This window comes from Gordonia sp. GN26 (genome assembly GCF_054823965.1).
On the sequence record NZ_JSYC01000067.1, the window covers coordinates 20,437 to 46,540 of the forward strand.

Annotated in this window: 28 protein-coding genes; 17 read left to right on the forward strand and 11 right to left on the reverse strand. The window is 67.3% G+C overall.

Features of this window, described 5'->3' with window-relative positions; translation table 11 throughout:
- The first annotated feature begins 5 nt into the window (after window positions 1–5).
- Both OK17_RS15030 and OK17_RS15035 read left to right on the forward strand, forming a co-directional pair.
- Window positions 6–842: an ABC transporter ATP-binding protein gene (locus OK17_RS15030; RefSeq protein ID WP_232716105.1), complete on the forward strand. Its 837-nt coding sequence runs from the start codon at window positions 6–8 to the stop codon at window positions 840–842.
- Window positions 839–1,663, forward strand: a complete 825-nt coding sequence (locus OK17_RS15035; RefSeq protein ID WP_119032821.1) for an NUDIX hydrolase — start codon at window positions 839–841, stop codon at window positions 1,661–1,663. The genes OK17_RS15030 and OK17_RS15035 overlap by 4 nt, the downstream gene beginning before the upstream one ends.
- Before the next feature lie 3 nt (window positions 1,664–1,666).
- Here the strand turns inward: OK17_RS15035 and ligD are convergent, their stop codons facing one another.
- Window positions 1,667–2,647 (reverse strand): non-homologous end-joining DNA ligase, encoded by a 981-nt coding sequence (gene ligD, locus OK17_RS15040; RefSeq protein ID WP_119032820.1) that lies wholly within the window; start codon window positions 2,645–2,647, stop codon window positions 1,667–1,669.
- Window positions 2,648–2,749: 102 nt separating this feature from the next.
- Here ligD and OK17_RS15045 point away from each other — a divergent pair, with 102 nt between their 5' ends.
- The 3 genes from OK17_RS15045 (at window position 2,750) to OK17_RS15055 (ending at window position 4,976) form a co-directional block, all read left to right on the forward strand.
- Complete coding sequence (locus OK17_RS15045) at window positions 2,750–3,538, forward strand: enoyl-CoA hydratase-related protein (protein ID WP_005198736.1); 789 nt, start codon at window positions 2,750–2,752, stop codon at window positions 3,536–3,538.
- Window positions 3,539–3,616: 78 nt separating this feature from the next.
- Entirely contained in the window at window positions 3,617–4,591 is a 975-nt protein-coding gene (locus tag OK17_RS15050) for a class I SAM-dependent methyltransferase (protein WP_006865666.1), read from the forward strand.
- Between the two features lie 127 nt (window positions 4,592–4,718).
- Window positions 4,719–4,976, forward strand: a complete 258-nt coding sequence (locus OK17_RS15055; protein ID WP_232716106.1) for a hypothetical protein — start codon at window positions 4,719–4,721, stop codon at window positions 4,974–4,976.
- Window positions 4,977–4,982: 6 nt separating this feature from the next.
- On the opposite strand, the gene OK17_RS15060 is transcribed toward OK17_RS15055, so the two are convergent.
- Window positions 4,983–5,603, reverse strand: a complete 621-nt coding sequence (locus OK17_RS15060; protein WP_461417929.1) for a P-loop NTPase family protein — start codon at window positions 5,601–5,603, stop codon at window positions 4,983–4,985.
- Here OK17_RS15060 and OK17_RS15065 point away from each other — a divergent pair.
- Together OK17_RS15065 and OK17_RS15070 are read left to right on the forward strand one after the other, a co-directional pair.
- Complete coding sequence (locus tag OK17_RS15065) at window positions 5,602–6,801, forward strand: class I SAM-dependent methyltransferase (protein WP_232716108.1); 1,200 nt, start codon at window positions 5,602–5,604, stop codon at window positions 6,799–6,801. The two genes, OK17_RS15060 and OK17_RS15065, sit on opposite strands and share 2 nt — an antisense overlap.
- Window positions 6,802–6,859: 58 nt before the next feature.
- Window positions 6,860–7,492, forward strand: coding sequence for a DUF3887 domain-containing protein (locus OK17_RS15070; RefSeq protein WP_461417930.1), 633 nt, complete (start codon window positions 6,860–6,862; stop codon window positions 7,490–7,492).
- Between the two features lie 73 nt (window positions 7,493–7,565).
- Here the strand turns inward: OK17_RS15070 and OK17_RS15075 are convergent, their stop codons facing one another.
- On the reverse strand, window positions 7,566–8,903 hold the full coding sequence (locus OK17_RS15075; RefSeq protein WP_119032815.1) for an outer membrane protein assembly factor BamB family protein: 1,338 nt from the start codon (window positions 8,901–8,903) through the stop codon (window positions 7,566–7,568).
- 90 nt (window positions 8,904–8,993) lie between these two features.
- Between OK17_RS15075 and OK17_RS15080 the strand changes: the two genes are divergently transcribed.
- Window positions 8,994–9,758 (forward strand): acyltransferase, encoded by a 765-nt coding sequence (locus OK17_RS15080; protein WP_232716111.1) that lies wholly within the window; start codon window positions 8,994–8,996, stop codon window positions 9,756–9,758.
- A 158-nt stretch (window positions 9,759–9,916) separates the two neighbouring features.
- On the opposite strand, the gene OK17_RS15085 is transcribed toward OK17_RS15080, so the two are convergent.
- From OK17_RS15085 to OK17_RS15120, 8 genes are all read right to left on the reverse strand, one after another.
- Entirely contained in the window at window positions 9,917–11,428 is a 1,512-nt protein-coding gene (locus tag OK17_RS15085) for a S24/S26 family peptidase (RefSeq protein ID WP_461417931.1), read from the reverse strand.
- A 107-nt stretch (window positions 11,429–11,535) separates the two neighbouring features.
- Window positions 11,536–11,979, reverse strand: coding sequence for a hypothetical protein (locus OK17_RS15090; protein WP_461417932.1), 444 nt, complete (start codon window positions 11,977–11,979; stop codon window positions 11,536–11,538).
- A 128-nt stretch (window positions 11,980–12,107) separates the two neighbouring features.
- On the reverse strand, window positions 12,108–12,815 hold the full coding sequence (locus OK17_RS15095) for a signal peptidase I (protein WP_461417933.1): 708 nt from the start codon (window positions 12,813–12,815) through the stop codon (window positions 12,108–12,110).
- Window positions 12,812–13,384, reverse strand: a complete 573-nt coding sequence (locus OK17_RS15100) for a hypothetical protein (RefSeq protein ID WP_461417934.1) — start codon at window positions 13,382–13,384, stop codon at window positions 12,812–12,814. Before OK17_RS15100 ends, OK17_RS15095 begins: the two co-directional genes overlap by 4 nt.
- Window positions 13,385–13,397: 13 nt before the next feature.
- Window positions 13,398–13,988, reverse strand: coding sequence for an alternate-type signal peptide domain-containing protein (locus OK17_RS15105; protein WP_232716116.1), 591 nt, complete (start codon window positions 13,986–13,988; stop codon window positions 13,398–13,400).
- An 82-nt stretch (window positions 13,989–14,070) separates the two neighbouring features.
- On the reverse strand, window positions 14,071–15,354 hold the full coding sequence (locus OK17_RS15110; protein ID WP_232716117.1) for a glycosyltransferase family 4 protein: 1,284 nt from the start codon (window positions 15,352–15,354) through the stop codon (window positions 14,071–14,073).
- Entirely contained in the window at window positions 15,351–16,904 is a 1,554-nt protein-coding gene (locus OK17_RS15115) for a 1,4-alpha-glucan branching protein domain-containing protein (protein WP_461417935.1), read from the reverse strand. Before OK17_RS15115 ends, OK17_RS15110 begins: the two co-directional genes overlap by 4 nt.
- A gap of 3 nt (window positions 16,905–16,907) precedes the next feature.
- On the reverse strand, window positions 16,908–17,726 hold the full coding sequence (locus OK17_RS15120) for a class I SAM-dependent methyltransferase (protein WP_406566965.1): 819 nt from the start codon (window positions 17,724–17,726) through the stop codon (window positions 16,908–16,910).
- A gap of 231 nt (window positions 17,727–17,957) precedes the next feature.
- Between OK17_RS15120 and OK17_RS15125 the strand changes: the two genes are divergently transcribed.
- The 9 genes from OK17_RS15125 (at window position 17,958) to OK17_RS15165 (ending at window position 26,081) form a co-directional block, all read left to right on the forward strand.
- Window positions 17,958–18,743: an electron transfer flavoprotein subunit beta/FixA family protein gene (locus tag OK17_RS15125; RefSeq protein ID WP_006865681.1), complete on the forward strand. Its 786-nt coding sequence runs from the start codon at window positions 17,958–17,960 to the stop codon at window positions 18,741–18,743.
- A gap of 52 nt (window positions 18,744–18,795) precedes the next feature.
- A complete protein-coding gene (locus OK17_RS15130; protein WP_232716120.1) occupies window positions 18,796–19,752 on the forward strand; it encodes an electron transfer flavoprotein subunit alpha/FixB family protein in 957 nt (318 codons plus the stop codon).
- An 86-nt stretch (window positions 19,753–19,838) separates the two neighbouring features.
- Window positions 19,839–20,765, forward strand: a complete 927-nt coding sequence (locus OK17_RS15135) for a GNAT family N-acetyltransferase (protein WP_461417936.1) — start codon at window positions 19,839–19,841, stop codon at window positions 20,763–20,765.
- A gap of 4 nt (window positions 20,766–20,769) precedes the next feature.
- On the forward strand, window positions 20,770–21,618 hold the full coding sequence (locus OK17_RS15140) for a lysophospholipid acyltransferase family protein (protein ID WP_461417937.1): 849 nt from the start codon (window positions 20,770–20,772) through the stop codon (window positions 21,616–21,618).
- Window positions 21,619–21,681: 63 nt separating this feature from the next.
- Window positions 21,682–22,161, forward strand: coding sequence for a DUF4334 domain-containing protein (locus OK17_RS15145; protein ID WP_006359407.1), 480 nt, complete (start codon window positions 21,682–21,684; stop codon window positions 22,159–22,161).
- Window positions 22,162–22,305: 144 nt separating this feature from the next.
- Window positions 22,306–23,508, forward strand: coding sequence for a cysteine desulfurase family protein (locus OK17_RS15150; protein WP_461417943.1), 1,203 nt, complete (start codon window positions 22,306–22,308; stop codon window positions 23,506–23,508).
- Window positions 23,508–24,626 carry a tRNA 2-thiouridine(34) synthase MnmA gene (gene mnmA / locus OK17_RS15155; protein ID WP_461417938.1) on the forward strand — a complete coding sequence of 373 codons (1,119 nt, stop codon included), beginning with the start codon at window positions 23,508–23,510 and terminating at the stop codon, window positions 24,624–24,626. The genes OK17_RS15150 and mnmA overlap by 1 nt, the downstream gene beginning before the upstream one ends.
- Window positions 24,572–25,639: a uroporphyrinogen decarboxylase/cobalamine-independent methonine synthase family protein gene (locus OK17_RS15160; protein ID WP_461417939.1), complete on the forward strand. Its 1,068-nt coding sequence runs from the start codon at window positions 24,572–24,574 to the stop codon at window positions 25,637–25,639. The genes mnmA and OK17_RS15160 overlap by 55 nt, the downstream gene beginning before the upstream one ends.
- Window positions 25,640–25,688: 49 nt before the next feature.
- A complete protein-coding gene (locus OK17_RS15165) occupies window positions 25,689–26,081 on the forward strand; it encodes an MmcQ/YjbR family DNA-binding protein (RefSeq protein WP_461417940.1) in 393 nt (130 codons plus the stop codon).
- Window positions 26,082–26,104 lie beyond the last annotated feature (23 nt).

A 26,104-nucleotide genomic window follows, 5' to 3' on the forward strand; every position in this document is an offset into this window, starting at 1 on the left:
GGGGCGTGACCGAATCCGATCCCGACCTCTTGATCGACTTCCGCGACGTCGCGATCGTCCGCGGCGGCAAAACGCTCGTCGGCCCGGTGTCCTGGCAGGTCGAACTCGACGAACGCTGGGTCATCATCGGCCCGAACGGCGCCGGTAAGACGACCCTGCTGCGCCTCGCCGGTGCGGAGGTCCACCCGACCTCGGGCACGGCGTTCGTGCTGAACGAGAAGCTGGGCCGGATCGAGATCCGCGAACTCGCGACGCGGATCGGCGTCGCCAGTCCCGCCCTCGTCGACCGGGTGCCCGACCACGAGGTCGTCAGCGACGTCGTCATCTCTGCGGGTTACGCGGTCCTGGGCCGCTGGCGCGAGGCGTACGACGACATGGACCGCGACCAGGCCGTCGAATCGCTGGAGTCGATGGGCGCCGAGCATCTCGCCGAACGCACCTTCGGGACCCTGTCGGAGGGGGAGCGCAAGCGCGTCATCATCGCCCGCGCTCTCATGACCGACCCCGAACTGCTGCTGCTCGACGAGCCGGCCGCAGGTCTCGACCTCGGCGGCCGTGAGGAACTCGTCGACCGTCTCGCCACCCTCGCCGCCGACCCCGATGCCCCCGCCATCGTGCTGATCACCCATCATGTGGAGGAGATCCCGGAGGGGTTCACGCACGCGCTGATCCTGTCCGAGGGTGGTGTCGTGGCTCAGGGCCTCCTCGAGGAAGTCATGACCAGCGAGAACCTGACGGCCGCCTTCCGGCAGCAGATCATCCTCGACAAGGTCGACGGCCGGTATTTCGCTCGACGCCGTCGCCGCGCGGGCGGTCACCGTCGAGCAGGAGGCAACCGATGACATCCACCGATCAGGGACCCGAGGTCGTGTCCGCACCGATCCGCGACGCCGCGACGGTCGTCCTGGTCCGGGACTCCGCCGACGGCATCGAGGTGTTCCTGCAGCGTCGGGTGAAGCAGATGGCCTTCGCCGGCGGCATGACCGTCTTCCCCGGTGGCGGCGTCGACAAGCGCGATGCCGGCGCCCACGTGGCCTGGACCGGGCCGGACGCCGCATGGTGGGCGTCGCAGTTCAACACCGATGACGAGCTCGCCCAGGCGCTCGTGTGCGCAGCCGTCCGCGAGACCTTCGAGGAGTGCGGGGTCCTGCTCGCGACCACCGCCGACGGGTCCTTCGCCGACCCGGGCGCGCTCGCGGACGACCGGCAGCGCCTCGTCGAGAAGTCGCTGTCCTTCGCGGAGTTCCTCACCGCCCGCGGCCTCACCTTGCGTGCCGATCTGCTGAGTCCGCTCGCACACTGGATCACCCCGGTCAACGAGAAGCGGCGCTACGACACCCGCTTCTTCCTCGCCGCCATGCCCGAGGGCCAGAAGGCCGACGCCGAGACCACCGAGGCCGAGGTGGCGCGCTGGGTCAACGCCCGCGTGGCGATCGACACCTGGGCCGACGGCAAGCACTTCCTGATGCCGCCGACCTGGGCGCAGCTCCACTACGTCAGCGGCTTCCCGCGCGTCGAGGAGCTGCTGGCCGCCGAGCGGTCCATCGAATGCATCCTCCCGAACACCACCCCGGGCGCCGGGCTCGCCGGACTCGGGTTCCCGGGCTCGGACGAGTACTTCCGCACGCTCGGCGATCAGACGCCGCCGGAGATCACGCTCTAGACCTCAGGCTTCGTCGAGATCGACGGTCTCGTCCTCGTCCTCGCCGATCTCCTCGCGATCGGCCCACTCGAGCAGGGTGTCGAGCCGGTAGGCGACGTCGTCGATCTCGGCGTGCAGGTCTCCGAGCTCCGCGAACCGCGCGGGCACGGTGGCGATGGTGAAGTCGTCGGGTTCGATGTCGTCGATCTCGTTCCAGCGGATCGGCGTGGACACCGTCGCACGCTGGTTCCCACGTACCGAGTAGGCCGACGCCATGGTGTGGTCGCGGGTGTTCTGGTTGTAGTCGACGAACACCGCCGCCGGGTCGCGGTCCTTGCGCCACCACGTCGTCGTGACGTCCTTGGGGGCGCGACGCTCGACCTCGCGGGCGAAGGCGAGCGCGGCGCGTCGTACCTGTGGGAAACCCCATTCGGGGGCGATGCGCACGTAAATGTGCAGACCGCGACCACCCGAGGTCTTCGGGAAGCCGCGCATGCCCAGCTCGTCGAGGACCTCCTCGACGACGTGGGACACCCGCTGGATACGCGAGAAGGTGCAGTCCGGCATGGGGTCGAGATCGATGCGCCACTCGTCGGGGGACTCCGGGTCGGCGCGACGCGAGTTCCAGGGGTGGAACTCGACCGTCGACATCTGCACCGCCCAGATCACCGACGCCAGCTCGGTCACGCACAGCTCGTCAGCGGTCCGCCCGTACCGGGGGAAATAGATCTCGGTGGTCTCCAACCAGTCCGGTGCGCCCGCCGGGACCCGCTTCTGGTGCACCTTGTTGCCGCTGACGCCCTTGGGGAAACGGTGCAGCATGCAGGGACGTTCGCGCAGGGCCCGCACGATGCCGTCGCCGACCGACAGGTAGTACTCGGCGAGGTCGCGCTTGGTCTCACCCCGCTCGGTGAAGTACACGCGATCCGGACTCGACAGGCGGACGGTGCGATCACCCACCGTCAGCTCGATCGGCTCACCTGCGGAACCCGCGCCTTTGGCCATGTCGCCCACTGTAGGGCGGTTCGATGTGACGCGTGGGATCTCCGGGACCGGTGACACCGGCCTGCGACACCGGGCCGACTTACCAGACGGTAGCCTTCGAGAATGCCTGAGTTCGTGACCCTCGAAACGTCCGACGATCATCCCGGCGTGGGCACCATCCTGCTGGCCCGCCCGCCGATGAACGCGTTGAGCCGCCAGGTGCAGGCCGAGCTGGCCGCGGCCGCCGAGGAGGCGACGCTCCGCGACGACATCAAGGCCGTCGTCGTCTACGGCGGACCCAAGGTCCTCGCCGCCGGCGCCGACATCAAAGAGATGAACGACCTCGGTTACGCCGAGATGAGCAAGGTCGCCGGTCGACTGCAGCGCGACCTCGGCGCCATCTCCGAGATCCCGAAGCCCACGGTCGCGGCCATCACCGGCTACGCGCTGGGCGGTGGCCTCGAAGTCGCTTTGGGAGCCGACCGCCGGATCGCCGGTGACAATGCGAAGCTCGGCGTCCCCGAAGTCCTGCTCGGACTCATCCCCGGTGGCGGCGGCACGCAGCGTCTGGCGCGACTCATCGGACCGGCCAAGGCCAAGGACCTCATCTTCACCGGCCGCTTCGTCGGCGCCGAGGAGGCACTCGCCATAGGCCTGGTCGACGAGGTCGTCGCCCCCGACGAGGTCTACAACGCCGCCCTCGCCTGGGCAGGGCAGTTCACCGGCGCCGCGTCGGTGGCGATCGCCGCCGCCAAGAAGGCCGTCGACCAGGGCCTCGGCGTCGACCTCGACACCGGACTCAAGATCGAAGAACAGCTCTTCGCCGCGCTGTTCGCCACCGAGGACCGTGCCATCGGCATGAAGTCGTTCGTGGAGAACGGCCCCGGCAAGGCGAAGTTCACCGGGCGCTGAGCGAAGCGACCCTCGAACGCTGAGCGACGCCCCATACAGACATCAGTAGTGACCGACCCACGCGACAAGGAAGCGATCATGACCACCGACGCCACCCCGGGTATCGATCCGGCGCCGAATCCGCATGCCACAGAGGAGCAGGTGCAGGCCGCTCTGAAGGACACCAAGCTCGCCCAGGTGCTCTACCACGACTGGGAGGCCGAGACCTACGACGAGAAGTGGTCGATCAGCTTCGACGAGCGCTGCATCGATTACGCGCGTGGACGTTTCGACGCCATCGAGACCGACGAGCCGCTGCCGTACGGGCGTGCGATGGAACTCGGTTGCGGCACCGGCTTCTTCCTGCTGAACCTCATGCAGTCCGGTGTGGCCGAGAAGGGTTCGGTCACCGACCTGTCGCCGGGCATGGTGAAGGTCGCGCTGCGCAACGCCGAGAACCTGGGCCTCGACGTCGACGGCCGGGTCGCCGACGCGGAGAAGATCCCCTATGACGACAACACCTTCGATCTCGTCGTCGGACACGCTGTGCTGCACCACATCCCGGACGTCGAGCAGGCGCTCCGCGAGGTGCTGCGCGTGCTGAAGCCGGGCGGCCGGTTCCTGTTCGCCGGCGAGCCGTCGACCATCGGTGACTTCTACGCGCGCTGGATGAGCCGCGCGACGTGGGCGGTCACCACCAACGTCACCAAGTTCGGACCGCTGCAGAGCTGGCGTCGCCCGCAGGAGGAGCTCGACGAGTCCTCCCGCGCCGCCGCTCTCGAGGCCGTCGTCGACATCCACACCTTCGATCCCGACGAGCTGGCCGGCATCGCCCGTTCCGCCGGTGCTGCCAAGGTCTCCACCGCCACCGAGGAACTGGCCGCCGCCATGCTCGGCTGGCCGGTCCGCACCTTCGAGGCCGCGGTTCCGCCGGAGAAGCTCGGTTGGGGATGGGCGCGGTTCGCATTCGGCGGCTGGAAGCGTCTGACCTGGCTGGACGAGAACGTCCTGCGCAAGGTCGTCCCGCAGAAGTTCTTCTACAACGTGGTGGTCACCGGCACCAAGCCGGAGTAACTCCAGCGTTTTGTAGAAAGCGCAGGGTTATGGCGCGCATTCTCTCTACAGATCGGGTCGTCGCTTCCGCGGCGGCCCGATCGTCGTTTTCGGGACCGGGGCCGCATCCTGCGTGCAACCATTGGCTATGGCCACCCTGCTGTCGTCCGATGAGTTCGAGATCCGTCTGCTCTTCAGTGACCCGGTGCCGGAGGTGAGGCAGTTCCTTCACGAGGTCATCGAGAAGCGCGAACCCATTGCTCTCGACGTTGAGGGCACGGTGCATCTGCTGAACGTCGCCAACGCCAGGCACGTGGTGCTGGCCGAGCAGGACCCGGACGACGAGTCGCTGGTCACCGACGATCGGACCACCGTCGTCACGTCGATCGTGGAGTTGCGCCAGTAGGACCGATCAGGAGAGTCCGGCGAGCCACGCGTCGACGTCGGCCTGGGATCGCAACCGCACGACCGGAAGTCCAGGCTCTGACCGCTGGAGCTGCGGTACCGCCGCGGCGACCGCGTGCCGTTGGCTCACCGACCACCGGATGATGTGCTCGGGGTTGGTGAAGATGGTCCGCAGGGGCGCCTCGAGGTTGCCGTTCCACAAGACCTCGCGCCGCAGTCGCCGCCGCACAGTACGCCTCACGACGCGAGGGAAAGTGGTCGTCCAGTAGGGCAGGTCGAGCCAGACCAGCAGTTCGGCACGCGCGGCTATCAACGGTCGCGCGTCGCGGTACTGCCACTCGGTCACCCAGGCGTCGCCTGCCAGGAACTCCCGTACATCGTCGAGGAACTCGGGTCGGCGTACCCAGCCCGGTCCGTGGTGGAGGGCGTCGATCTCCACATGCGGAACGTCGAGGAGTCCGGCGATCCGGCGCGCCGTGGTCGTCTTGCCGACGCCGGACACCCCCGCGACCGCGATGCGCCGGGGATGCCGCGGACGGTCGTCGTGGACGTTCACATCCGCCATCGTCGCAGACGTGGCGGGCGATCCGGGGAGGGGCAGGTGACGACGGTAGCCTGCAAGGATCATGAGCTATTCCTTCGGTCTCGACGACGTCGCGTTCCTGCGGTCGCGCCACGGTGAGAAGGCGCTGGAGACGGTGTCGGGTCTGGCGCTCACCCCCGCGTCGATGCTGTCCGACATCACCGAGGTGCGCAGTCGGTACGCCCCGCACGACGCCGCGCTGATCGAGACCGTCCGGAACCGTCGGCGAGCCACAGCGAAGCTGCGGGACCCGGCGGGGTTGTTGCTCACCGACGACGGGCTGCAGCAGGCGACAGCGTCGGTCGTGGCCGCTCATCGCGCCGCCGAGATCTCCACTCGTTACCCGGCGTCGGTGGTTCACGACATGACCTGTTCGATCGGTGCAGAGCTCCGGGAACTGGTGCGCGTCAACGGCATCGCCGGAGTGATCGGCAGCGACCTCGACCGCGTCCGGCTCGCGATGGCGCGCCACAACGTTCCCGGTGCGACGCTTCTGGTCGCCGACGCGTTGACCCCGACCTCGACTGCGGATGTTCTTCTCGCCGACCCTGCTCGACGCTCCGACGCCGGCCGGATCTTCCGTCTCGACCAGCTGACCCCACCGCTGCTCGAACTGCTCGCCACCTATGCGGGCCGCACACTGATCGTGAAATGTGCTCCCGGACTGGATCATCAGATGCTGCGCAACCGGTTCGGTTTCGACGGCGAGGTACAGGTGACCTCGCTCGATGGCGGCGTCCGCGAAGCCTGTCTGTGGTCGGGGCCGGGAGTCGAGTCCCGGCGCCGGGCAACGGTTCTGCGCACCCGGCCCGACGGTACGGTGACGGAGTTCGAGATCACCGATCACGAGGACGACGACGTACCGGCCGGCGAGGCGGGGGAGTGGATTGTCGATCCGGACGGCGCGATCGTCCGGGCCGGGCTCGTCAAGCACTACGCCCACCGCTTCGGTCTGTGGCAACTCGACCCGCAGATCGCTTACCTGACCGGCGATTCGGTGCCCGCCGGGGCGCGCGGGTTCCGGGTGATCGAGCAGGTCGGGGTGACGGAGAAGATTCTCCGCAAGGCCCTGGCGGCCCACGGTTGCGGCCCACTGGAGATCCTCGTCCGCGGCCTCGACGTCGACCCCGACCAGCTCCGCAAGAAGCTCAAACCCAAGGGCGACCGCCCACTGTCTGTGGTGCTCACCCGGATCGGACGCAAAGGGGCCGCATTCATCTGCGAGCCGGGCGTGAGGTTCTGACGAGACCTTTGTAAACCGGAGCTTGACACCTCGACACTTGTAAATCTAATCTTTACAAGTGTCCGAGGTGGAAGAAACAGCACGGGAGATCGAGCGGTACGCGCGCAGTGTGGCAACCGGACCCGGTTCCGAACCGGGGGACCCGGGTGCTCGCGAAGCGGCACTGACCCGAGTCCATGACGCACTCCAACTGGGCCGTCGCGCAGAGGAATTGCTCAGCGCCACGGCTCGCGCCGCACGAGAGTTCGGATGTACCTGGCAGGAGATCGGCGACGTCGTCGGTGTCACCCGTCAGGCGGCGTTCCAGCGCTTCGGCAAACCCATCGACCCCAGAACAGGAGCACCCATGCAGAAAGTCACGATCGCCCACGCCGACGTCATGGCCCTCGACATCATCGAGAAGATCACCAAGACGGAGTGGGCCAGTGTCACAGCACGTTTCGACGAGACGATGACGGCTGCCCTGTCGGACACCGCACTCGCCGACGCCTGGGCGGCGGTGGTGGCTCTCCAGGGTGAACTCGAGAGCACCGGAACGCCTTTCGTGCGCGGTCACGGCCTGCACACGGTGGTCGACGTCCCGCTGGAGCAGGAGGCCGGGGATATGGTCTTCCGCGTCGCCTTCGACGCCGACGGCCGGATCGCGGGACTGTTCTTCCTCAATCCCGACGCGGCGAGCAAGGAACTCTGAGCGACCACGTAGAAACAGAATGCGGGCTGAGTGCTGGTTTCGGGCACTCAGCCCGCATTCTTGTTCGGACGCTCTATCCGAGGTTGGCCTTGCTGTCGAAGAAGTACACCTCGCCGAGGTTGGTCGCGGTCGCGATCTGCCCCGAGAATGAGACCGAGACGCCGGTCGCGAACCCTGACGAATTCGGCAGCGGGAGGGTACGTTTCGTCGCCCCGTCGTCGGTCGAGACCTCCACCAGTGACAGGGTGTCCTTGCCGGCATCACGGACGACGGTCCAGGCGGTCTTCTGCTGGGTCAGCGCGGAGAGACTGACCGTGGCGAGATCGGTGCGCTGCCACACCTTTTCGGCGCGGTCACCCGCATCGCGGTACAGGGTCAGCGGGGCACCGAGCGAGCCGGTGGGGATGATCAGGCCATCGGGTGACACGGTCATCGTCGCGAAGCCGTGGCCGCCGATGTCCTGGGTCCACTTGGTCGACCCGTTCTCGGTGTTCAGCGCGACGATCTTGCCATCCCGCGAGAAGGCGTAGAGCGTGGCGCCGTCGGCGGACAGGGTCGGTGTACCGATGACGCCGCTCGGGACGTCGGCCTGCCAGGCGGTCCGCACCTCGCGCTTGCCGGCGACCTTGTTGTACTTCATCGCCCGGATCTGCGACGACGCCGCGCCCTGGGGGAAGAAGTTGAGGTAGAAGCGTTCTCGGCCGGTGTCGACCGCAGCGGGTGCCGGGATCGCGCATTGCGGTCCGTTGCGCACGCAGTCGCCGAAGCCGAGGAGCGGCTGTTCCGGGTCGGCGTCGTCGCGCAGTTTCACCTCGGGGGCGGTCAATTCGTTGCGCTGGGTGTCGATGAGCAGGATCTGGCCCTGCGTCGTCGTCACGAGCACCTCGTTCGGGGCGGCGAACTTCGCCGACAGCGGGACACCGATCACGCCGGCACGCCAGCGGATCGCACCACCGGCGTTGTACGCGAGGAAGGTGGTCTCCTCGCCGAGGTACGGCTGGTCGTACTGGTCGACGAGCATCGCGTTGACCTCGACGCCGGCGCGCATGTCCTTGCAGAAGTTCTTGCGGCCCGACCGGCCGTCGAGCACCAGGACGTTGCAGCCCTGGGCGGCGTTCGAGGTGACGCCGACGTTGCCCTTGCCCGAGATCGTGACGGGTGCGGTGACCGGTCCGCCGGTGGGGCGCGTCCAGCTGAGGGTGAGGTCGTCGGGGACGTCGGCGTAGGCGAAGTTCGCGTTGCCGGGGACGCCGCCGTAGCTGGGCCAGCCGACGCTCGGGATCGAGCGGACGTCGATGTGCCCGTCGGAGCAGCCGGCGAGTACCAGCGAGCTCACGGCCGTGACGGCGACGAACAGGCGGGTCAGCGCAGATCGGCGGTGTCGGGACACCTGCGGTCGTGCCAAGGCCATCCTGCTCCTCATCGTCGGTCCTCACCGGCACGAGACGTGCCAGCAGTGAGCCTATCGTGTGCGAAAAACCGGTCGTTTAGGGTTTGTCCCATGACCACCATGTGGAACGCCTCCTACCGGTCCCGTCGCCGCGCCGGCCGTCGCCGCGATCCCGAGCAGGCACGATTCCTCACTCTCGATTCGCTGCGCTGGGTGAAACGCAATCGCGCGTACACCCCGTGGTACCTGGTCCGTTACTACCGTCTCGCGAAGTTCCGCCTGGCCAACCCGCATGTCGTGCTGCGCGGCATGGTGTTCCTCGGCCGCAACGTGGAAATTCACTGCACTCCGGAGCTGGCCCGGATGGAGATCGGCCGTTGGGTGCACATCGGCGACGGCAACTCGATCCGGTGCCACGAGGGCAGCCTGAAGATCGGCGACAAGACCGTCTTCGGCTGCAACAACGTCGTGAACGCCTACCTCGACCTCGAGATCGGCGGGTCCACGCTCGTCGCCGACTGGTGCTACATCTGCGACTTCGACCACAAGATGGACGACATCACGCTGCCCATCAAGGACCAGGGCATCGTGAAGGGCCCGGTCCGCATCGGACCCGACACCTGGGTGGCGGCCAAGGTGTCGGTGCTGCGCAACACCATCGTCGGACGGGGCTGCGTCCTCGGCTCGCATGCGGTGGTCAAGGGCGTGATCCCCGACTACTCAATCGCGGTCGGAGCCCCCGCCCGCGTGGTCAAGAATCGCATGGACGACTGGGCCAAGAACGCCGAACAGCGCGCGGAACTCGAACGCGCCCTCGCCGACATCGAACGCAAGAAGGCCGCCGCCGAGAAAGCTGCCGCAGAGCGGGCCAAGTAGCGTCCGGCTGTCCGGGTTGATGTCGCGCGCGACGTCAGTCCGGTCCTGCGAACTCGGCTGCGGTCGCGCGGCCGGGTCGACGTCGCACGCGACCTCGCTTCGACCGTGCAACCCGGCAGGGATCAGCATTAGGTACCGCCTGCGATACCTATTGCTGATCAGGATTCGGCTGGGTCATCCGCAGACGGCACCGATGTGGCGGCAGGGGTAGGTGCCGAGTCCGACGGCGCATCGTTGTCCTCGGTCGGAGCCTTCGCCCCGGCGGCTGCAGGTTCGACAACGGTCTCGGTCCACCGGTTCCCGTCCCGCTCGACGGTTGTCACCGTGCCGTCGGGTTCGGTGATCTCCAGGGTCGAGGTCCCTGGAAGCCAGCGGATCTCGCTGCTCGAGGAGAACCGACCCTCGTACTCACGGTCGCCGGTTTCCGCGCTACGTATCGTCACCTTGCCGCCCGACTCGTAGTAGGCGTAATCGCCGGCATCGGACAGGGTTCCGCCGGATGGCAAATCCACCTTGGTCGAGGTGGGGGTCGACGAGTCGTCATCGGCGGACTCGCCAGCAGGGGTCGACGCGTCGAGTTCGGCAGACTCGTTGGTGGACTCGTCGGATGCGGCGGACTCTGATGATTCAGCTTCGGTGGATTCCGAGGGCTCGGTAGTCAGTGACTCCGGCGCTGCGCGACGCGCTGCTGCTCCAGACGTGGCATAGATATATCCCGGGCTGTCACATCGGGCGCCGCTTAGGAGAGTGGCGGAAAAGTTATGAGTAAGAGGCTGCGAAGAAAAGTCGCCTTTGTACACCCGCAGGACGACTCTTGTGTCCTGCATCAACAGCGTCGAAAGCAGGGTTGTCAGGCCCGTGACAAGAGCGGAAGGGAACGTGTAAGTGATCGGGTTGGCGGTCGTCTCGTCGGCCTCCCAGGTCAGAGATATTCCCAGATTCGCAAGAAGGGGAAGAATATTCACCAGCGGCAGATCAGGAAAGGACAGCCTGTAGATATAACCGGCTTGTTGGTTCACCGGGGGGTTCGGCCAGCTGATAGTGATGGTATTCGCCAGCAACCCGATCGTTGTGTTCTGGCACCTGAACCAGTCGATGGGGGGCCGTGCGAGAGAAACCGACCCGACGGCAGTCACCTGGTCCGTCAACGCGGCGCGCGCGTTCCCGGGCCCATGCACCTGTGAAACTCCCAGTGCGACAACTGTCGCAGCGGCGGTGCCGGCCAGAATACGTTGACCTGCAGGTGAATGGCGCCACCCCTGTTTCGGTGCGAAAGCGACGGTAAGAAGGAACAGTGCAGCGAGCGCCTCGAGTGCCAGTGTGTACGGATTCTTCAGCCAGGCAGCAACGTAACCGAGAAATGGCACCGTGCCGACGACGCGCTGGACCTCGGTGACGGTGTAGCTCCTCGGATCAGCGATGTTGTTCGCGTCGCCGCGCAGCGTGAATGTCACCGAGTTTCCAGTCGGTGTGGAGACGGTTTCGGCTCGGTGAGTAACGCGGATACCGTCGTCGCGAACGATGCTGACCACATCGCCAGGGCGCACCGACGTGGCAGGAACGGAGTGTCCGAGGCCAAGTGAGCCCGTGGGGATCGTGGGTGTCATGGACCCGGTCTCGAAAATCATCGGTCGAAGCCCGAGTATCAGTGCGAGGACCGTCGCGACCATGCACAGTCCACCCACTACCGCGCCTACGGTCAGCAGTCGGTCGCCGCGACCACGGGGACGTTGCGGCTCGAACTCTACCGTCGGTAACTCGTACAAGTCTGTCGGAGTCATGAGGGCGTCGTCGCTGCGAAACTAAAGGTAACGGACCCTTCACCGTTGTTCGGCGGTTCAAGGAGGCTTGAGGAGGCCGACAATGGCAAGGAGAGTTCGAAACACAGGAACTCTTCGCCAGAACCTGCCGCCAGATCGCCGCGGTTGGACGTGAACGTGTTGATTGAAGAGGTGATCACCTGATTGTTGACGATCACTGAACCACCTGAGCAGGTCCTACCGCTCATCGTGGGGGTGGCTACGGCGCGGAGAATCATCGATCGGCCGACGGGGTTATCGCTCGCAACACCGACGCTGTACTTGAATGCGACGGACCCGATGTTCTGCACCTTGACCACCTTCGCGGTCCGTTCTCCCGGAAGCAGGGGGTCGGGAAAGTCGAAATCGTATTGCACGGTTCTGTCGTCCACTGCGAGTTTGATGCTGGCGGTGGTGAACATGCCCGACGTGGTGGCCGCGGTCGTCGCCCACAACGCCGTTGTGCCGATTGTCGCTGTGGAGAGCAGAGTTCCACACGTCAGGAGTGCGCGCACTCGCCTGGACAGGCTGGGGGACACGGTCGGAAGCTTCAACGGGCTGTCTCCGCTTCCGGGTCTTCGGCTTCGTCGTGTGGGGTCTCATCGATCTTCTTCTCGCGACGATCGGCGATGAATTGCCATCCGCCGTAAACGAACAGCGCTCCAGCAAGCACGAAGATCAGTATGGTCCGGGACTGGCTCGCGAGCCAGTTGTTGACCCAGCCGACGTAAGGCACGGAGTACCACAGGGTGCCGCGTACCTGAACGGGGCGGACGGGCTCGGCGTCGGGGGCACCGTTGTCGTCGCCCTGTGTGATGAACCGCGGTTCTCCCGCGTCGCTCTCCGCGATCTCGATGACGCGGTGGGTGACGACTTCCGGCGACCCTGAACGGATCTGGTAGGTGACCACGTCACCGACCCGGATATCCTCCGCCGGCCCCGGTTTCACGACGATGAGTGTTCCCGGCGGATAGTTCGGCTTCATCGACCCGGTCAGCACCGTGTAGGCCTGTGCGCCGGCGATTTTGGGGATGAGAATGGTCGCACAAAGGATCGCGATGGCGCCAATGAGGAGCAGCCAGGAGATGCCCTGCCACACAATGTGCAGAACGCCATGCTTGGTGTCAGTGCCACCTGAATTACCGGTGTCAGGCGACCCAGACTGATCCGAATCAGTAAGCTGCGGGGCAGCTTTCGCAAGTTCGACGGTGCGTTGTTCGTCGTCCGTCGTGCCCGGCACGTGCGTGTACTCGTTCATGGTCGGTCCTGGTCCGCCTTGAAATTGAAGGTGATGGTGAAGGTGGCCGGTTGTTGCCCGCTCACCGAGACCAGTTCGGCGCGAATGCACCACATGGTCGAGGCGCCCACCGCGAGGGGAAACACAGGGCCGACGATGCCAGTGTGTTCGTCAATGGCGGTAGTTGCGGAGAATGCGCCGCCCAGCGGGACTTCGCTACCGGGACATATCGATGCCTGACTACCGGACAACTTGATCGAGACTGACGCGCCGGAGGTCGAGACCACTGGTCCGGCGGAGGCCAGATGGAACAAAAGCGGTGTAGAGCCGGTGTTGGCGATCGTCAGGACCGCCTGCGACGACTGGCCGGGAAGCATGTTGGTCCCGTTCAGTGCAGGGAAAGTGAACGACGAACCACCACCGGAACCCGGTGCGAGACCGATAGTTCCGGTGGTGATGTTGGACGTGGGGCCATCCGCCTGCGCGGTCCACAGTGCCAGAGTGGTCTGTACCGATCCGAAGATCAGCACGACCACCCCGATCGCGAGGGCCGCGAAGAGGACGCCCCGCCGCTTCAGGGCCGCGGGCACGAGTAGACCAGCGCTACGACGGACGGACCTGATTCAGCATGATCTGCATGCCACTGACATTGATCTGACCGTTGGTGAAATCGGTACCTGTTGTTGCAGGGTCGAAGGCCACTGTGACTTTGACAGGCAACACCTGGCCACCGGACACGACAATCGGCGCATTGGTGTAGGCGGCATTGTCAACTTCGGTTTCGATGTCGACCCGACTTGTGGGAGGCAACGTCGAGTCTGTCCCGAGGTCGGTCACCGAGAGTTGAGCACGCATATTCTTACCCGTGGCAGTGACAGTACAAGTGACGTTGTACTCCCAAATGTCGCCGGGGACCATGAGCGTGGTGCCTGGTGTCACAGCGGTGACTGGAACGTCTCCCGAGACGTCCGTCCACGCCCCGTTCGGGCATGCGAGTCCGAAGGCTCCCGCTGTTATATCCGCGCCCGCAACGTCCTCCGCATCACTCCACAACGCATACGACCCCATACCTCCGAGGAGCAGGATCGCGCCCGCGCCGACGGCAATGGCGCCCTTTGTTTTCCGATTCATGAACGTGCCCCTTTCAGGGAAAGCCGCGCCCCAGAAATGTTTGCTGTGGGCAATGCGCGTCACGTTAGCGAATCGGAACAGGGTCCGCTTTCGAAACGGATGTTATTGGTGATGCTAGAGACTAATTTGTTATGGAAAGTACAAATCAGGGCTCGACGGGTTTTCCGGGGTCGCGTTCCGGAAGTGGCCGCATCGGGATATCCGGACGTCCGACGGGGTGACGCACCCGGCGCTTGGCGGCCAGGTGCACCGATGCGGTGCGTTCGGCCACCTCGGCCCAGGAGAACTCGGCGGTGAGTCGGGCCCGCGCGCGGACAGCTCGTTGTGCAGCCGCGCCGGGGTCGGACAGCGTCGCTCGTACTGCAGCGGCGAGTCCGGCGACGTCGGCCGGTTCGAAGGTGAGGCCGGTATCGGGTTCCTGTACGGCCTCGCCCAGGCCGCCGGCGGTCGAGACGATCAGCGGGATACCGGTGGCCGCCGCCTCCAAGGCGACGATGCCGAACGGCTCGTAGCGGCTCGGCAACACGATGGCGTCGCAGCGGTGCATGAGGGTCACCAACTGGTCGTGGTCGACGGCGCCGATGAACCGCACCGCCTTGCTCACCCGATGCTTGCGGGCCTGCTCCATCAACCACTCTCGCTGGGTGCCGTCACCGGCGATGGTGAGGGTGGTCCCCGGATGACTGCGACGGATACGGGGGAGTGCTGCCAGCAGGTCCTGCACACCCTTCTCGTATTCGAGGCGGCCGGCGAACAACAGTTCCGCCGGGCCGCTGGTCCGCGTTCGTGCCGCGAACGGCCACGTGCGGATGTCGATTCCGTTGTGGATCACGGAGATGTCGGCGGCGTCGTAACCGAACAATCGGTTCACCTCGTCGCGCATGGACGCCGAACACGTGATGAGAGCGTCGGATTCGGCGACGAGCCACCACTCCACCGAATGCACCTGCCGGTTGGTGCGGCCGCTGACCCAGCCACTGTGCCGGCCGGCCTCGGTGGCATGGATAGTGGAAACCAATGGCACATCGAAGAATTCGGCCAGCGCGATCGCCGGGTGGGCGACCAGCCAGTCGTGCGCGTGTACGACATCCGGAATCCATCGAGTCGACGAATCTGCGAAAGCCCGCTCGCCGGCGAGGATCTTGAGTCCGGCACGGATGAAGGAATGGCCCATCGCCAGAGTCCAGGCCATCATGTCCTGACCGAAATCGAACTCCGGCGGATCCTCGGCGACCGCGATCACGCGCACGCCTTCGACAACGGTGTCGGTCGTCGGATGCGTGAGTGCGTCGGTACCGGACGGGCGGCGGGTCAGGACCACGACATCGTTTCCGGCGGCGGCCATCTCGGTGGCGAGATGATGCACATGCCGACCCAGCCCGCCGACGACGACGGGTGGGTACTCCCACGACACGAACAAGATCTTCATGAGATGCTCCCTCCGGCATCCGCGGTCAGGATCGCGTGCAGACGGCGCGCATCGAGTGCGGGGAAGAGATTGTCGGCCCGCGCCCAGTTCTGCGCGAGCGTCGCCGCCGCGTCGTCGCGACCGCGGAGTGCGGCATCGCTGATCTCCCGCGTGGCGTGTGCGTGCGTGTGCGCCCGGGAGACAGCGTACTGCGCGGCGGTGTCTTTCGACACCATGAACGGCCAGTCCGACGACACCGTGAGCAGGGCTTCCCGAACGATCTGGTCGGCGACGCGGCTGCGTTCACCGCCACCGGCGAGGAGTTTGGCCACGGCGTCGAGAGCCGTCTCGGTCACCTCCTCATTGAGGGTGACGAGATGCTGTACCTGCGGACCGTTCCACACGCGCCAGTCCTTACCGGATCCCCACGACGACGCGGGAAGATCGACCGGGTCGCCGACGAGACCGGATCGCGTTGCGCCGGCGAGGGTTCCGACCTTCACCCCGACCTCGGGCAGGCGACGCAGGACGCGTTCGAGCCAGATCGGACCCTCATGCCACCAGTGCCCGAAGAGCTCGGTGTCGAAGGCGGCGACCACCAGTGCGTCGCGGCCGATGCGCTCCGACTCCGCGATGAGGCGCTCCCGGACGTGTCCGACGAAGTCCTCGACGTGGCGGTCGATCACGTCGTCGACGCGGGCCGGGTCGTAGGGCTTCTTCTCCTCGCCCGGCACCGAGCGTCCGGTGACGCGGAACCGCTTCAGTCCCGACTCATGATCATAGGTGTGGAAGTCGCGGTAGGCGGCGTGGCCGGGATAGCCCGACTTCGGCGACCACACGCGGTAACTCACGGTGAGGTCGCGACCGTAGGCGATGACCCCGCTGTCGCTGACCGGGCGGCCGAGTGCGGTGTCGCCGTGCAGGGTCGGCCCGTCGACCATGAAGTGCCCGACGCCGGCGCGGGCGTACTCCGCTTCCATGCCCGGCGCGAAGGCGCATTCGGGCGCCCAGATGCCGGCGGGGTCGAAGCCCCAGCGCGCGTGCGCGTCGTGGAGGCCTTCACGAAGGAAGAAGGTGCGCAGCCGCGGGTCGAGCAGCGGCGCGAAGGGATGCGCGAGGGGTCCACCGAGGATCTCGGCGACCCCGCTCGAGGCGACGCGGCGGATCAGCGGTGAGGCGCCGTGTCGCCACTTCGTCTCGAAGGTCTCCAGGGCCCGCTGGGCGTCGAGGAACTCACGACGACCTGCGTCGGCGCGGTCGGGGTCGTTCGACGTCGCCGCCTCGGTCGCCCGCAGCTGCCAGTCGGCCAGCCACTCGTACATCGACGACGCACAGTGCGGGTCGTCGAGCTGCGCGGCCAGGACCGGGGTGATCCCGAGCGTCACCTGGTCGGAGAAGCCGTCGTCGGCGAGACGTTCGAGGACGTCGAACAGCGGGATGTACGACGACGCCCACGACTGATAGAGCCACTCCTCACCGACCGGCCAGCGGCCGTGGTTGGCCAGCCAGGGCAGGTGGGAGTGCAGGACGAAGGTGAACTGTCCCGGAACCTCGGGGGTGCTGATGGTCATTGCTCAGTCCCGGGTCGCCACCGCGAACAGGTCGAGCGAGGCGTCGATGTCGGAGTCGCGCGCGTCGAGCACGGCGAAATCCTCGGCGGTCACCCCGGCGACATCGTCGACGAGATCGGTCGGCCACGGTTCGCCTGCGAGCGCCCGCTCGATCTGGGCGTCGATCAGCGATCCGCCCCACTTCTCGTCGAGTGCGGTCAGGCGCGGTCCGTGGTGCACACCGAGCATCGCGTCGAGGGTGAACCCGCCGTCGACGATCAGTTCGGTGAGTTCGGCGGCGTTGAGTTCACGGGTGTGGAACGGGTTGAGCGGGGTGTCGCGGCCGGGGGAGAAGGTGATCCGGTTGGGCGTGGAGATCAGCAGCCCACCGCCCGGACGCAGCACACGACGGCACTCGGCGATGAAGGCGGCCTGATCCCAGAGGTGCTCGATCACCTGGAAGTTGACCACCAGATCCACCGAGGCGTCGTCCAGCGGGAGATCGATCAGATTGCCCTGGTGCACGATCAGCCCCGGGTAGCGGCGGCGGGTGTGTTCGACCGCCGAGGTGTCGTAGTCGACGCAGACCACCGACGACGCCCCGGCGTCGGCGATCATCGCGGCCCCGTAGCCCTCGCCGGAGCCGGCTTCCAGGACCGCGCGGCCCGCGCAACGGTCGAGGATGTGTCGGTAGGCGATCTCGTGGCGGCGGAACCAGTAGTTCTCCGCGGGAATCCCCGGGACCGTCCGCTCACCGGTCAGCGCCAGTTGTTGGTCGGCGTCGAGGGACTCCAGACCGGTCATCCCGGCCGTCGGCGGAGAACCGAGGTCTGCGTCAGTCATCTGCAAGAGCGTAGGGCATGGGGTCGCGGCGTCCCGGTTCGTCCCGGCGTCGGCGACCGACCGAACGATCGGCCGAGGTCGTCCCCGGTTCTCTGTCCAGGTACGACGCCGGTCCAAAGTGTGAGGTAGTCGATGTTTAGTGAGAACATAGGAGACGCTAAAGTGGTGGAGACCAATGGCCTTACCCGCCGGTAAGTTGCCGAACCCGACGCAGGAGGTCGACGAAGACCAATGACAAACATTGTCGTACTGATCAAGCAGGTTCCCGACACGTGGTCCGAGCGCAAGTTGTCCGACGACGACTACACCCTGGACCGCGAGGCAGCTGACGCGGTTCTGGATGAGATCAACGAGCGCGCCGTCGAGGAAGCGCTGAAGATCAAGGAAGCCGACGGCGGCGAGGTCACCATCCTGACTGCAGGTCCCGACCGGGCCACCGACGCCATCCGCAAGGCCCTGTCGATGGGCGCCGACAAGGCGATCCACATCAAGGACGACGCGCTCCACGGCTCGGACGCGGTCCAGACCGCCTACGTCCTGGCCCGCGCGCTGGGCACCGTCGAGGGCGTCGAGCTCGTCATCGCCGGTAACGAGGCCACCGACGGTCGCGTCGGCGCGATCCCGGCCATGATCGCCGAGTACCTCGAGCTCCCGCACCTCACTCACCTGCGCAAGCTGACGCTGGAGGGCGAGACCCTCAAGGGTGAGCGTGAGACCGACGAGGGCATCTTCCACATCGAGGCCCAGCTCCCGGCCATCGTCTCGGTCAACGAGAAGATCAACGAGCCCCGCTTCCCGTCCTTCAAGGGCATCATGGCCGCGAAGAAGAAGGAAGTCACCGTCGTCTCGCTGGCCGAGATCGACGTCGAGCCGACCGATGTGGGCCTGGAGAACGCCGGCAGCGTCGTGAACTCCTCCACCCCGAAGCCGCCGAAGACCGCGGGCGAGCGCGTCACCGACGAAGGCGACGGCGGCACGAAGGTCGCCGAGTACCTGGTCGGCCAGAAGATCATCTGATCTTCCCCACCAGTCCATCCGGCGAACCCCAGACATTCAGGAGAAAACCAACATGGCAGAAGTACTCGTGCTCGTGGAGCAGGACGCCGAAGGCGCCCTGAAGAAGGTCACCAGCGAGCTCATCACCGCCGCCCGCGCTCTCGGTACCCCGTCGGCTGTTGTCGTCGGCAAGCCCGGCTCGGCCGACGCGATCATCGACGGCCTCAAGGAGGCCGGCGCCGAGAAGATCTACGTCGCCGAATCCGATGACGCAGCAGGCTACCTGGTCAACCCGCAGGTCGACGTCCTGTCCTCGATCGCCGAGAGCGCCGCTCCGGCAGCGATCCTGGTCGCGGCCACCGCCGACGGCAAGGAGATCGCCGGCCGTCTTGCCGTGCGTCTCGGCTCGGGCGTGCTCGCCGACGTCGTCGACGTCAAGGAAGGCGGCGTGGGCATCCACTCCATCTTCGGCGGCGCGTTCACCGTCGAGGCCCAGGCCAAGGGCGACACCCCGGTCATCTCGATCCGCCCCGGTGGTGTCGAGGCCGCTCCGCAGGCCGGTGCCGGCGAGCGTGTCGACGTCGAGGTCCCGGCAGCTGCCGAGAACGCCGTCAAGATCACCAAGGTCGAGCCGAACATCGGCGGCGATCGTCCCGAGCTCACCGAGGCGTCGATCGTCGTCTCCGGTGGTCGCGGTGTCGGTAGCGCCGAGAAGTTCTCGGTCGTCGAGGAACTCGCCGACGCACTCGGTGCCGCTGTCGGCGCCTCGCGTGCCGCCGTCGACTCCGGCTACTACCCGGGTCAGTTCCAGGTCGGTCAGACCGGTAAGACCGTGTCGCCGCAGCTCTATGTCGCCCTGGGTATCTCGGGCGCCATCCAGCACCGCGCCGGCATGCAGACCTCGAAGACCATCGTCGCCGTCAACAAGGACGAAGAGGCACCGATCTTCGAGATCGCCGACTACGGCATCGTGGGCGACCTGTTCAATGTCGCCCCGCAGCTGACCGAAGAGGTCAAGAAGCGCAAGTGATCTGGAAGATCACGTAGTACCCCGGTGGCCCCCGACGTTCGCGTCGGGGGCCACCGTGCGTTCGCGCCCCGTCACCGGGGCCGCCGGTGCGGCTCGTGTTCATCCGGATCGCCCCGACACGTCACGCGGCCGTGGTCGTGGCGACGCCGGCGGTGGCTTTCATACGGGGCATGAACGCTCTGCAGTCCATCGCCACCACTGCGGCAAACGATTCCGCCGTCTCGGCCACCCTCCTGACCGCCGGCCCGGTCCGGGTGCTGGTGTCCGACGACCCCGCCGACGTCCTTGCCGCCCAACGACTTCGGTTCCGGGTCTTCGCCGACGAGCCCGGCTTCTCCGACCGTATCGGCGACGCGACCACCGGCCGCGACGCCGACCGGTTCGACGAATTCTGTGAACACCTCATCGTGCGGCACGACGACCACGGCGTCATCGGGTGCGCACGTCTTCTGGCGCCGCCGCGCGCGATCGCTGCCGGCGGCTGGTACTCATCCACCGAGTTCGACCTGAGTGGACTGGCCGATATCTTCGCGGAGACAGTCGAATTGGGCCGAGCGTGCGTGCACGCGGGGCACCGCGACGGATCGGTCACCGCCCTCATGTGGGCCGCTCTGCTCCAGTACATGGAGATGGCAGGCTACCGGTATCTGATGGGTTGCGTGTCGGTGCCGCTGCACAGTCCGGGGGAGTGGATGCCCGGAGCCGTGCTGCGCGCGGTTCGTGATCGGTTGCGCGTGGACTACTCCGACCCGGTACGACGCGTCACCCCGCTGACGGCTGCGCGCATCGGTGGGCGTCTCCTCGACGACATCACGCCCTCCGACATCATCGGCATGCCGCCCCTGATGCGCGGATACCTGAGGATGGGTGCCCGCATCTGCGGTGAGCCCGCTGTCGACGACGTGTTCGACGTCGCGGACTTCCTCACTCTCCTCGACCGAGAGGGCGCCAACCGGCGCTATCTCGACCGCCTGCGATCGAGTGCCCAGCGTCTCGGCTCGGCGAGGTCCTGACGCGGTGACCGCCGTTCCGGTGGAGCGTCACCCGTGGTTCCCGGTCAGCGACTGCGGGCAGGAGTGTCTCGGTCCGTGCACCACGAGGCGGGTCGCCGATGCCCTGACCGTGGGTGCGCGACTGTGTCGTCTCGGAGCGACCACCGGCCGGCTCGTCGCGACACTCGTGGCCGATGGCACGATGGCGCGGCTCCGGAGGCGGCCCCGACGAGCACTGCGTGCACGGGCCGCGGGTTCCCTGCTCGCAGCCCTCGGGATCGGGGTCGTCGTCGACGACCGCCGAAGCGATCCGCACGCGAACGGGCTCATCGTCGCCAACCACATCTCCTTCCTAGACGTGCTCGCGCTGGCGCTCGTCAGCCCGGCGCCGGTGGTGGCGAAGTCCGATGTCGTCGACATGCCGGTGGTGGCGGGCCTCGCGCGTGGGTTCGGGGTGATCGCGGTCGACCGGGGGACGCTGCGCGGGCTCCCGGCGGCGGTGGGGGACGTCTCCGCGCGACTGGCTGCCGGATCGTCGGTGATCGTGTTCCCGGAGGGGACGACTTTCTGCGGCCGGACCGGCGGCTCGTTCCGGCCGGCGTTCTTCCAGGCGGCGGTCGACGCCGCGGTGCCGGTGGTCCCGGTCCGCCTGCGGTTCGTCGGGCCCGACGGGCGTGCTGCGCCGGCCCCGAGTTTCATCGGCGACGACTCGCCGCTCGACACCTTGCGTCGGGTGCTGCGGGCCCGCGGACTCACGGTGGTCGTCCGCCTGGAACGGGCCGAGGTGCCGGGCGCCGACCGTCGTGAACTGTCCCGGCGTTGCGAGCGTGTGTTGCGCACCGCGGAAAGTGACATCGAACGTTCTCTGATATAGGTTCCTTCGCAAGCGGCCGCAGATGTGGCCGAGGAGATCGCCGTATGTCGAAGGAGTCCGACGATGACGTCCACCCTGACCCGAGAAGCGGCTCGCGCCAAGTTCTTCGAGCTGCGGGAAGCGGAAGGGCTCGTCGACGACGCGGTCCTCGACACCGTGTGGGCAGGACTGGCGACGCTACGTCCCGAGGAGATGCTCGGAGCCTGGAAGGGCGGCGAGTTCACGACCGGTCACGCCATCAACGGGATGCTGGCAAAGGCGAACTGGTTCGGCAAGACCTTCACCTCACGCAGCGATGTGCAGCCGCTGGTCTGCCGAGACGAGAACGGCAAGCTGTTCTCGAACGTCAAACTCGGCAAGGGTGAGGCGAGCCTGTGGGCGGTCGAGTTCCGCGGGGAGATCACCGCGTCGATGGTCTACGACGGTCAGCCGGTCATCGATCACTTCAAACGCGTCGACGACACCACCGTCATGGGCATCATGAACGGCAAGGGCGGCGTGATCGACGGACGACACCTGTACTTCTATCTCGAACGCGTCTGAGGCGTCCGAGAAGGCGCCAGCAGGGTCGGGGCCGGTGGTCGGGTGCCCGATGACCAGTGCGGGACGCATAGCGCTCACACGTCGCGGAATTTGTCGACGTCGGTCGCGCGTTTATCCTTGCTAGCGATGCCCCTGCCAACCCGAGTGCCGCCGCGCACGTCCGTCTACCTCGACCACGCCGCTTCGACGCAGATGCTGCCCGAAGCCGTCGAGGCGATGACCGCTGTCTTCGGCGCCCCGGGCAACGCCTCGTCGCTACATGGTTCCGGGCGGACCGCCCGACGCCGCCTCGAGGAGGCGCGCGAGGCGATCGCTGCGGCCGTCGGTGCCCGGCCGTCGGAAGTCATCTTCACCGGCGGTGGCACCGAGTCGGACAACCTCGCGATCAAGGGCATCTACTGGGCCCGTCGCCGCGACGACGATCAGCGTCGTCGCATCATCGTGTCGGCGGTCGAGCACCACGCGGTCCTCGACCCCGCGCAGTGGCTCGCGGCCGACGCCGGCGCTGAACTCGTGGTGCTGCCGGTCGACGCCGACGGCGTGGTCTCACCCGCCGATCTGCGGGCCGAACTCGAGGCGCACGCCGACCAGACGGCGCTCATCTCGGTCATGTGGGCCAACAACGAGGTGGGTTCCATCCAGCCCATCGCCGAGATCGCCGCGCTCGGAGCCGAATTCGGCGTCCCGGTGCACTCCGACGCCATCCAGGCGGTCGGCCACCTGCCGGTCGACTTCGCCGCCAGCGGACTGTCCGCGCTGAGCCTCGCCGCCCACAAGTTCGGCGGTCCGCAGGGTGTCGGCGCGCTGCTGCTCGGTCGCGAGGTCGCCTGCGTCCCGCTGCAGCACGGCGGTGGCCACGAACGAGACGTGCGGTCGGGAACCCAGGACGTGGCGGGCGCCGCCGGGATGGCCGCCGCGCTGACCTGGTGCGTCGAGCACATGGAGGAGAACACCACCCGTGTGCGCGCCCTCGCGTCGCGACTCTCCGAGATCCTGCTCGGTGTCGAGGGTGCGGTCCGCAACGGTGCCCCGGCGGACGCCCGGCTCCCCGGAAACGTCCACGTCTCCTTCATCGGCTGCGAGGGCGACTCCCTGCTCATGCTGCTCGACGCCAAGGGCATCGAATGCTCCACCGGTTCCGCCTGCACGGCGGGCGTCGCGCAGGCGAGTCACGTGCTGCTCGCGATGGGACTCGACATGGCCGACGCGCGGTCGTCGTTGCGGTTCTCGCTCTCTCACACCACCACCGACGCCGACATCGACGCGGTGGCCCAGGTCATCGACGAGGTCGTGGATCGAGCCCGCGCCGCCGGCCTCGTCTCCGTACCCGGCGGAAAGGTTTCGTGATGCGAGTACTCGCAGCAATGAGCGGCGGCGTCGATTCGGCGGTCGCGGCCGCCCGCGCCGTCGACGCCGGGCACGAGGTCGTCGGTGTCCACCTCGCTCTCTCCACCGCGCCCGGAGCCCTGCGCACCGGATCGCGCGGCTGTTGTTCGCGCGAGGACGCCTCGGATGCCCGACGCGCCGCGGACGTCCTCGGAATCCCGTTCTACGTCTGGGATTTCGCCGACCGGTTCAAGGACGACGTCATCGACGAATTCGTCGAGGCCTACGCCGCCGGACGCACCCCCAACCCCTGCCTGACGTGCAACGAGAAGATCAAGTTCGCCGCGCTCGCCGACAAGGCGATCGCCCTCGGCTTCGACGCACTCGCCACCGGCCACTACGCACAGCTCGTCGACGGTGAGCTGCGCCGCGCCGTCGACCACGACAAGGACCAGTCCTACGTGCTCGCCGTCCTGACGAGCGAGCAGCTGTCCCGTGCGCTGTTCCCGATCGGGGACACCCCGAAGGCCGAGATCCGGGCCGAGGCCGCTCGCCGCGGTCTCGCGGTGGCCGACAAGCCCGACTCCCATGACATCTGCTTCATCCCCAGCGGTGACACCCGCGCCTTCCTCGGCGCCAAGATCGGCATCCGCCCGGGTGCGGTCGTCGACGCCTCCTCCGGCGAGCGCCTCGCCGACCACGAGGGTGTTCACGGTTTCACCATCGGACAGCGCAAGGGTCTCGGCATCGACGCCCCCGCCGCCGACGGCAAGCCCCGCTACGTCACCGAGATCGACCCGGAATCGGGCACGGTCACGGTCGGTACCGCCGAGGACCTGCAGGTCTGGGGCATCACCGCGACGCGCGCGGTGTGGACGTCGGGCATCACCCCCGACGAGCCGTTCGAGGCCGTGGTCCAGGTGCGTGCGCACGGCGGACTCGCACCCGTCACCGCGACCCCCACGACGATCGACGGCCAGGCCGCGATCGACATCGTCCTGCACGAACCGCTGACCGGCGTCGCACGCGGCCAGGCCGCCGTGCTGTACCTGCCCGACGCCGAGCGCGGCGACAAGGTCGTCGGATGTGGGCGCATCGCGTCCACCTCGTCGCAGCCGACCGCAGTCGCGACTCGGTGACCCCTTCCGGTCTGCCCACCGGCGTCGGAACCGGCGTGGGCTCGATGCCCGGCGCCGATCCGCGCACGGCGGCCGCCGTGGTCAACGGCGAGCTCGACCTCGCACACCTCGTCGAGCTCCCCGCTCGCGGAGCGGGTTCGGACCTGATCGGCCGGATGGCCGCGATCCTCGTCGACCTCCCCATGGACGCCGCGACCTGGGGATATCGCCTGGCCCAACGGGAATCGCAGCTCACCCGCCGCGCCCGCGACTTCCTCAAGGAAGATCTCGACGTCGTCGAAGAACTCTGGGAGACAGCAGGATTCGTCGGTACCGGCCGGCCGTTCAAGGTTCAGGTCGCCGGCCCGTTCACCACCTCGGCATCGGTGGAACTGCCCAACGGCCATCGCGTGCTGAAGGATTCGGGTGCGGTCCGCGACATCGTCGCGTCGACCGCAGAGGGTCTGCGCGAACACGTCGGCGAGATCACCCGGCGCCTCGGCGCACAGGTCGTCGTCCAGGTCGACGAGCCGATGATCGGCCGGGTCATCGACGGGACCGTCAAGCCCCTCACCCGGTTCGACCCGATTCGCGCGGTCCCGGCCGTCGAAGCGGCCCGGGCCCTCACCGAACTGTTCGAACACGTCGACGCGCCGGTGATCCTGCACGACTGCAACCGGCCCCGCTGGGACCTCCTCGAACACCTGCGGGGCGTTGCGTACTCGATCGACGTCACCGCCCCCACCGACGCCGACCTCGACGGCATCGGGATGCTCATCGACCGTGGCGACATCCTCGTCGCCGGCCGCATCCCGTCCACCGCACCTGGGCAACCGGTGAACGCAGACACCGTCGCGACCGACCTCGCCGCCATCACCGACCGCATCGGCCTCAACCGAAAAGTGTTGTCCGAGAACGTCGTCGTCACACCGACCTGTGGTCTCGCCGGGGCGTCGGAGAGCTGGGCGAAGAAGGCTCTCGCGATGTCCGCCGAAGCGGGTCAGCTGCTGGGTACCGACCCGACCGCGCTCTGAGGCCCGCGAAGCTCTGCGGAATCCTGCCCGCCGGAACTATTCTGCGAGGGTGCCGCATCCGATCATGTTCGACGACGCCGACCCGATCCTGGGTCGCGTGCGCGAGATCGCGCTCGCGCTGCCCGACGCCACCGAGGTGGTCGCGCACGGCCGCCCGACCTTTCGATGCGGCAAGATGTTCGCCAACTACGGCGGCGGCCTGAAGGGCGGCAAGGTCCGATACGACCAATCGGTCCTGTTCATCCCCGACGAGGCCGAGAAGCCCGCCCTCGAAGAGGACCCGCGGTTCTACGTTCCCGCCTACTACGGCCCCTTCGGCTGGCTCGGCCTGATCCTCGACGACGCCACCGACTGGGACGAGGTCGCCGAACTCCTCGACGCCAGCTACCGGCACATCGCGCCGAAACGGTCGCTGGCGAAACTCGACCCCACCGCTCCCTGAGGTGCGAGCGGAGCGGCCCGTTC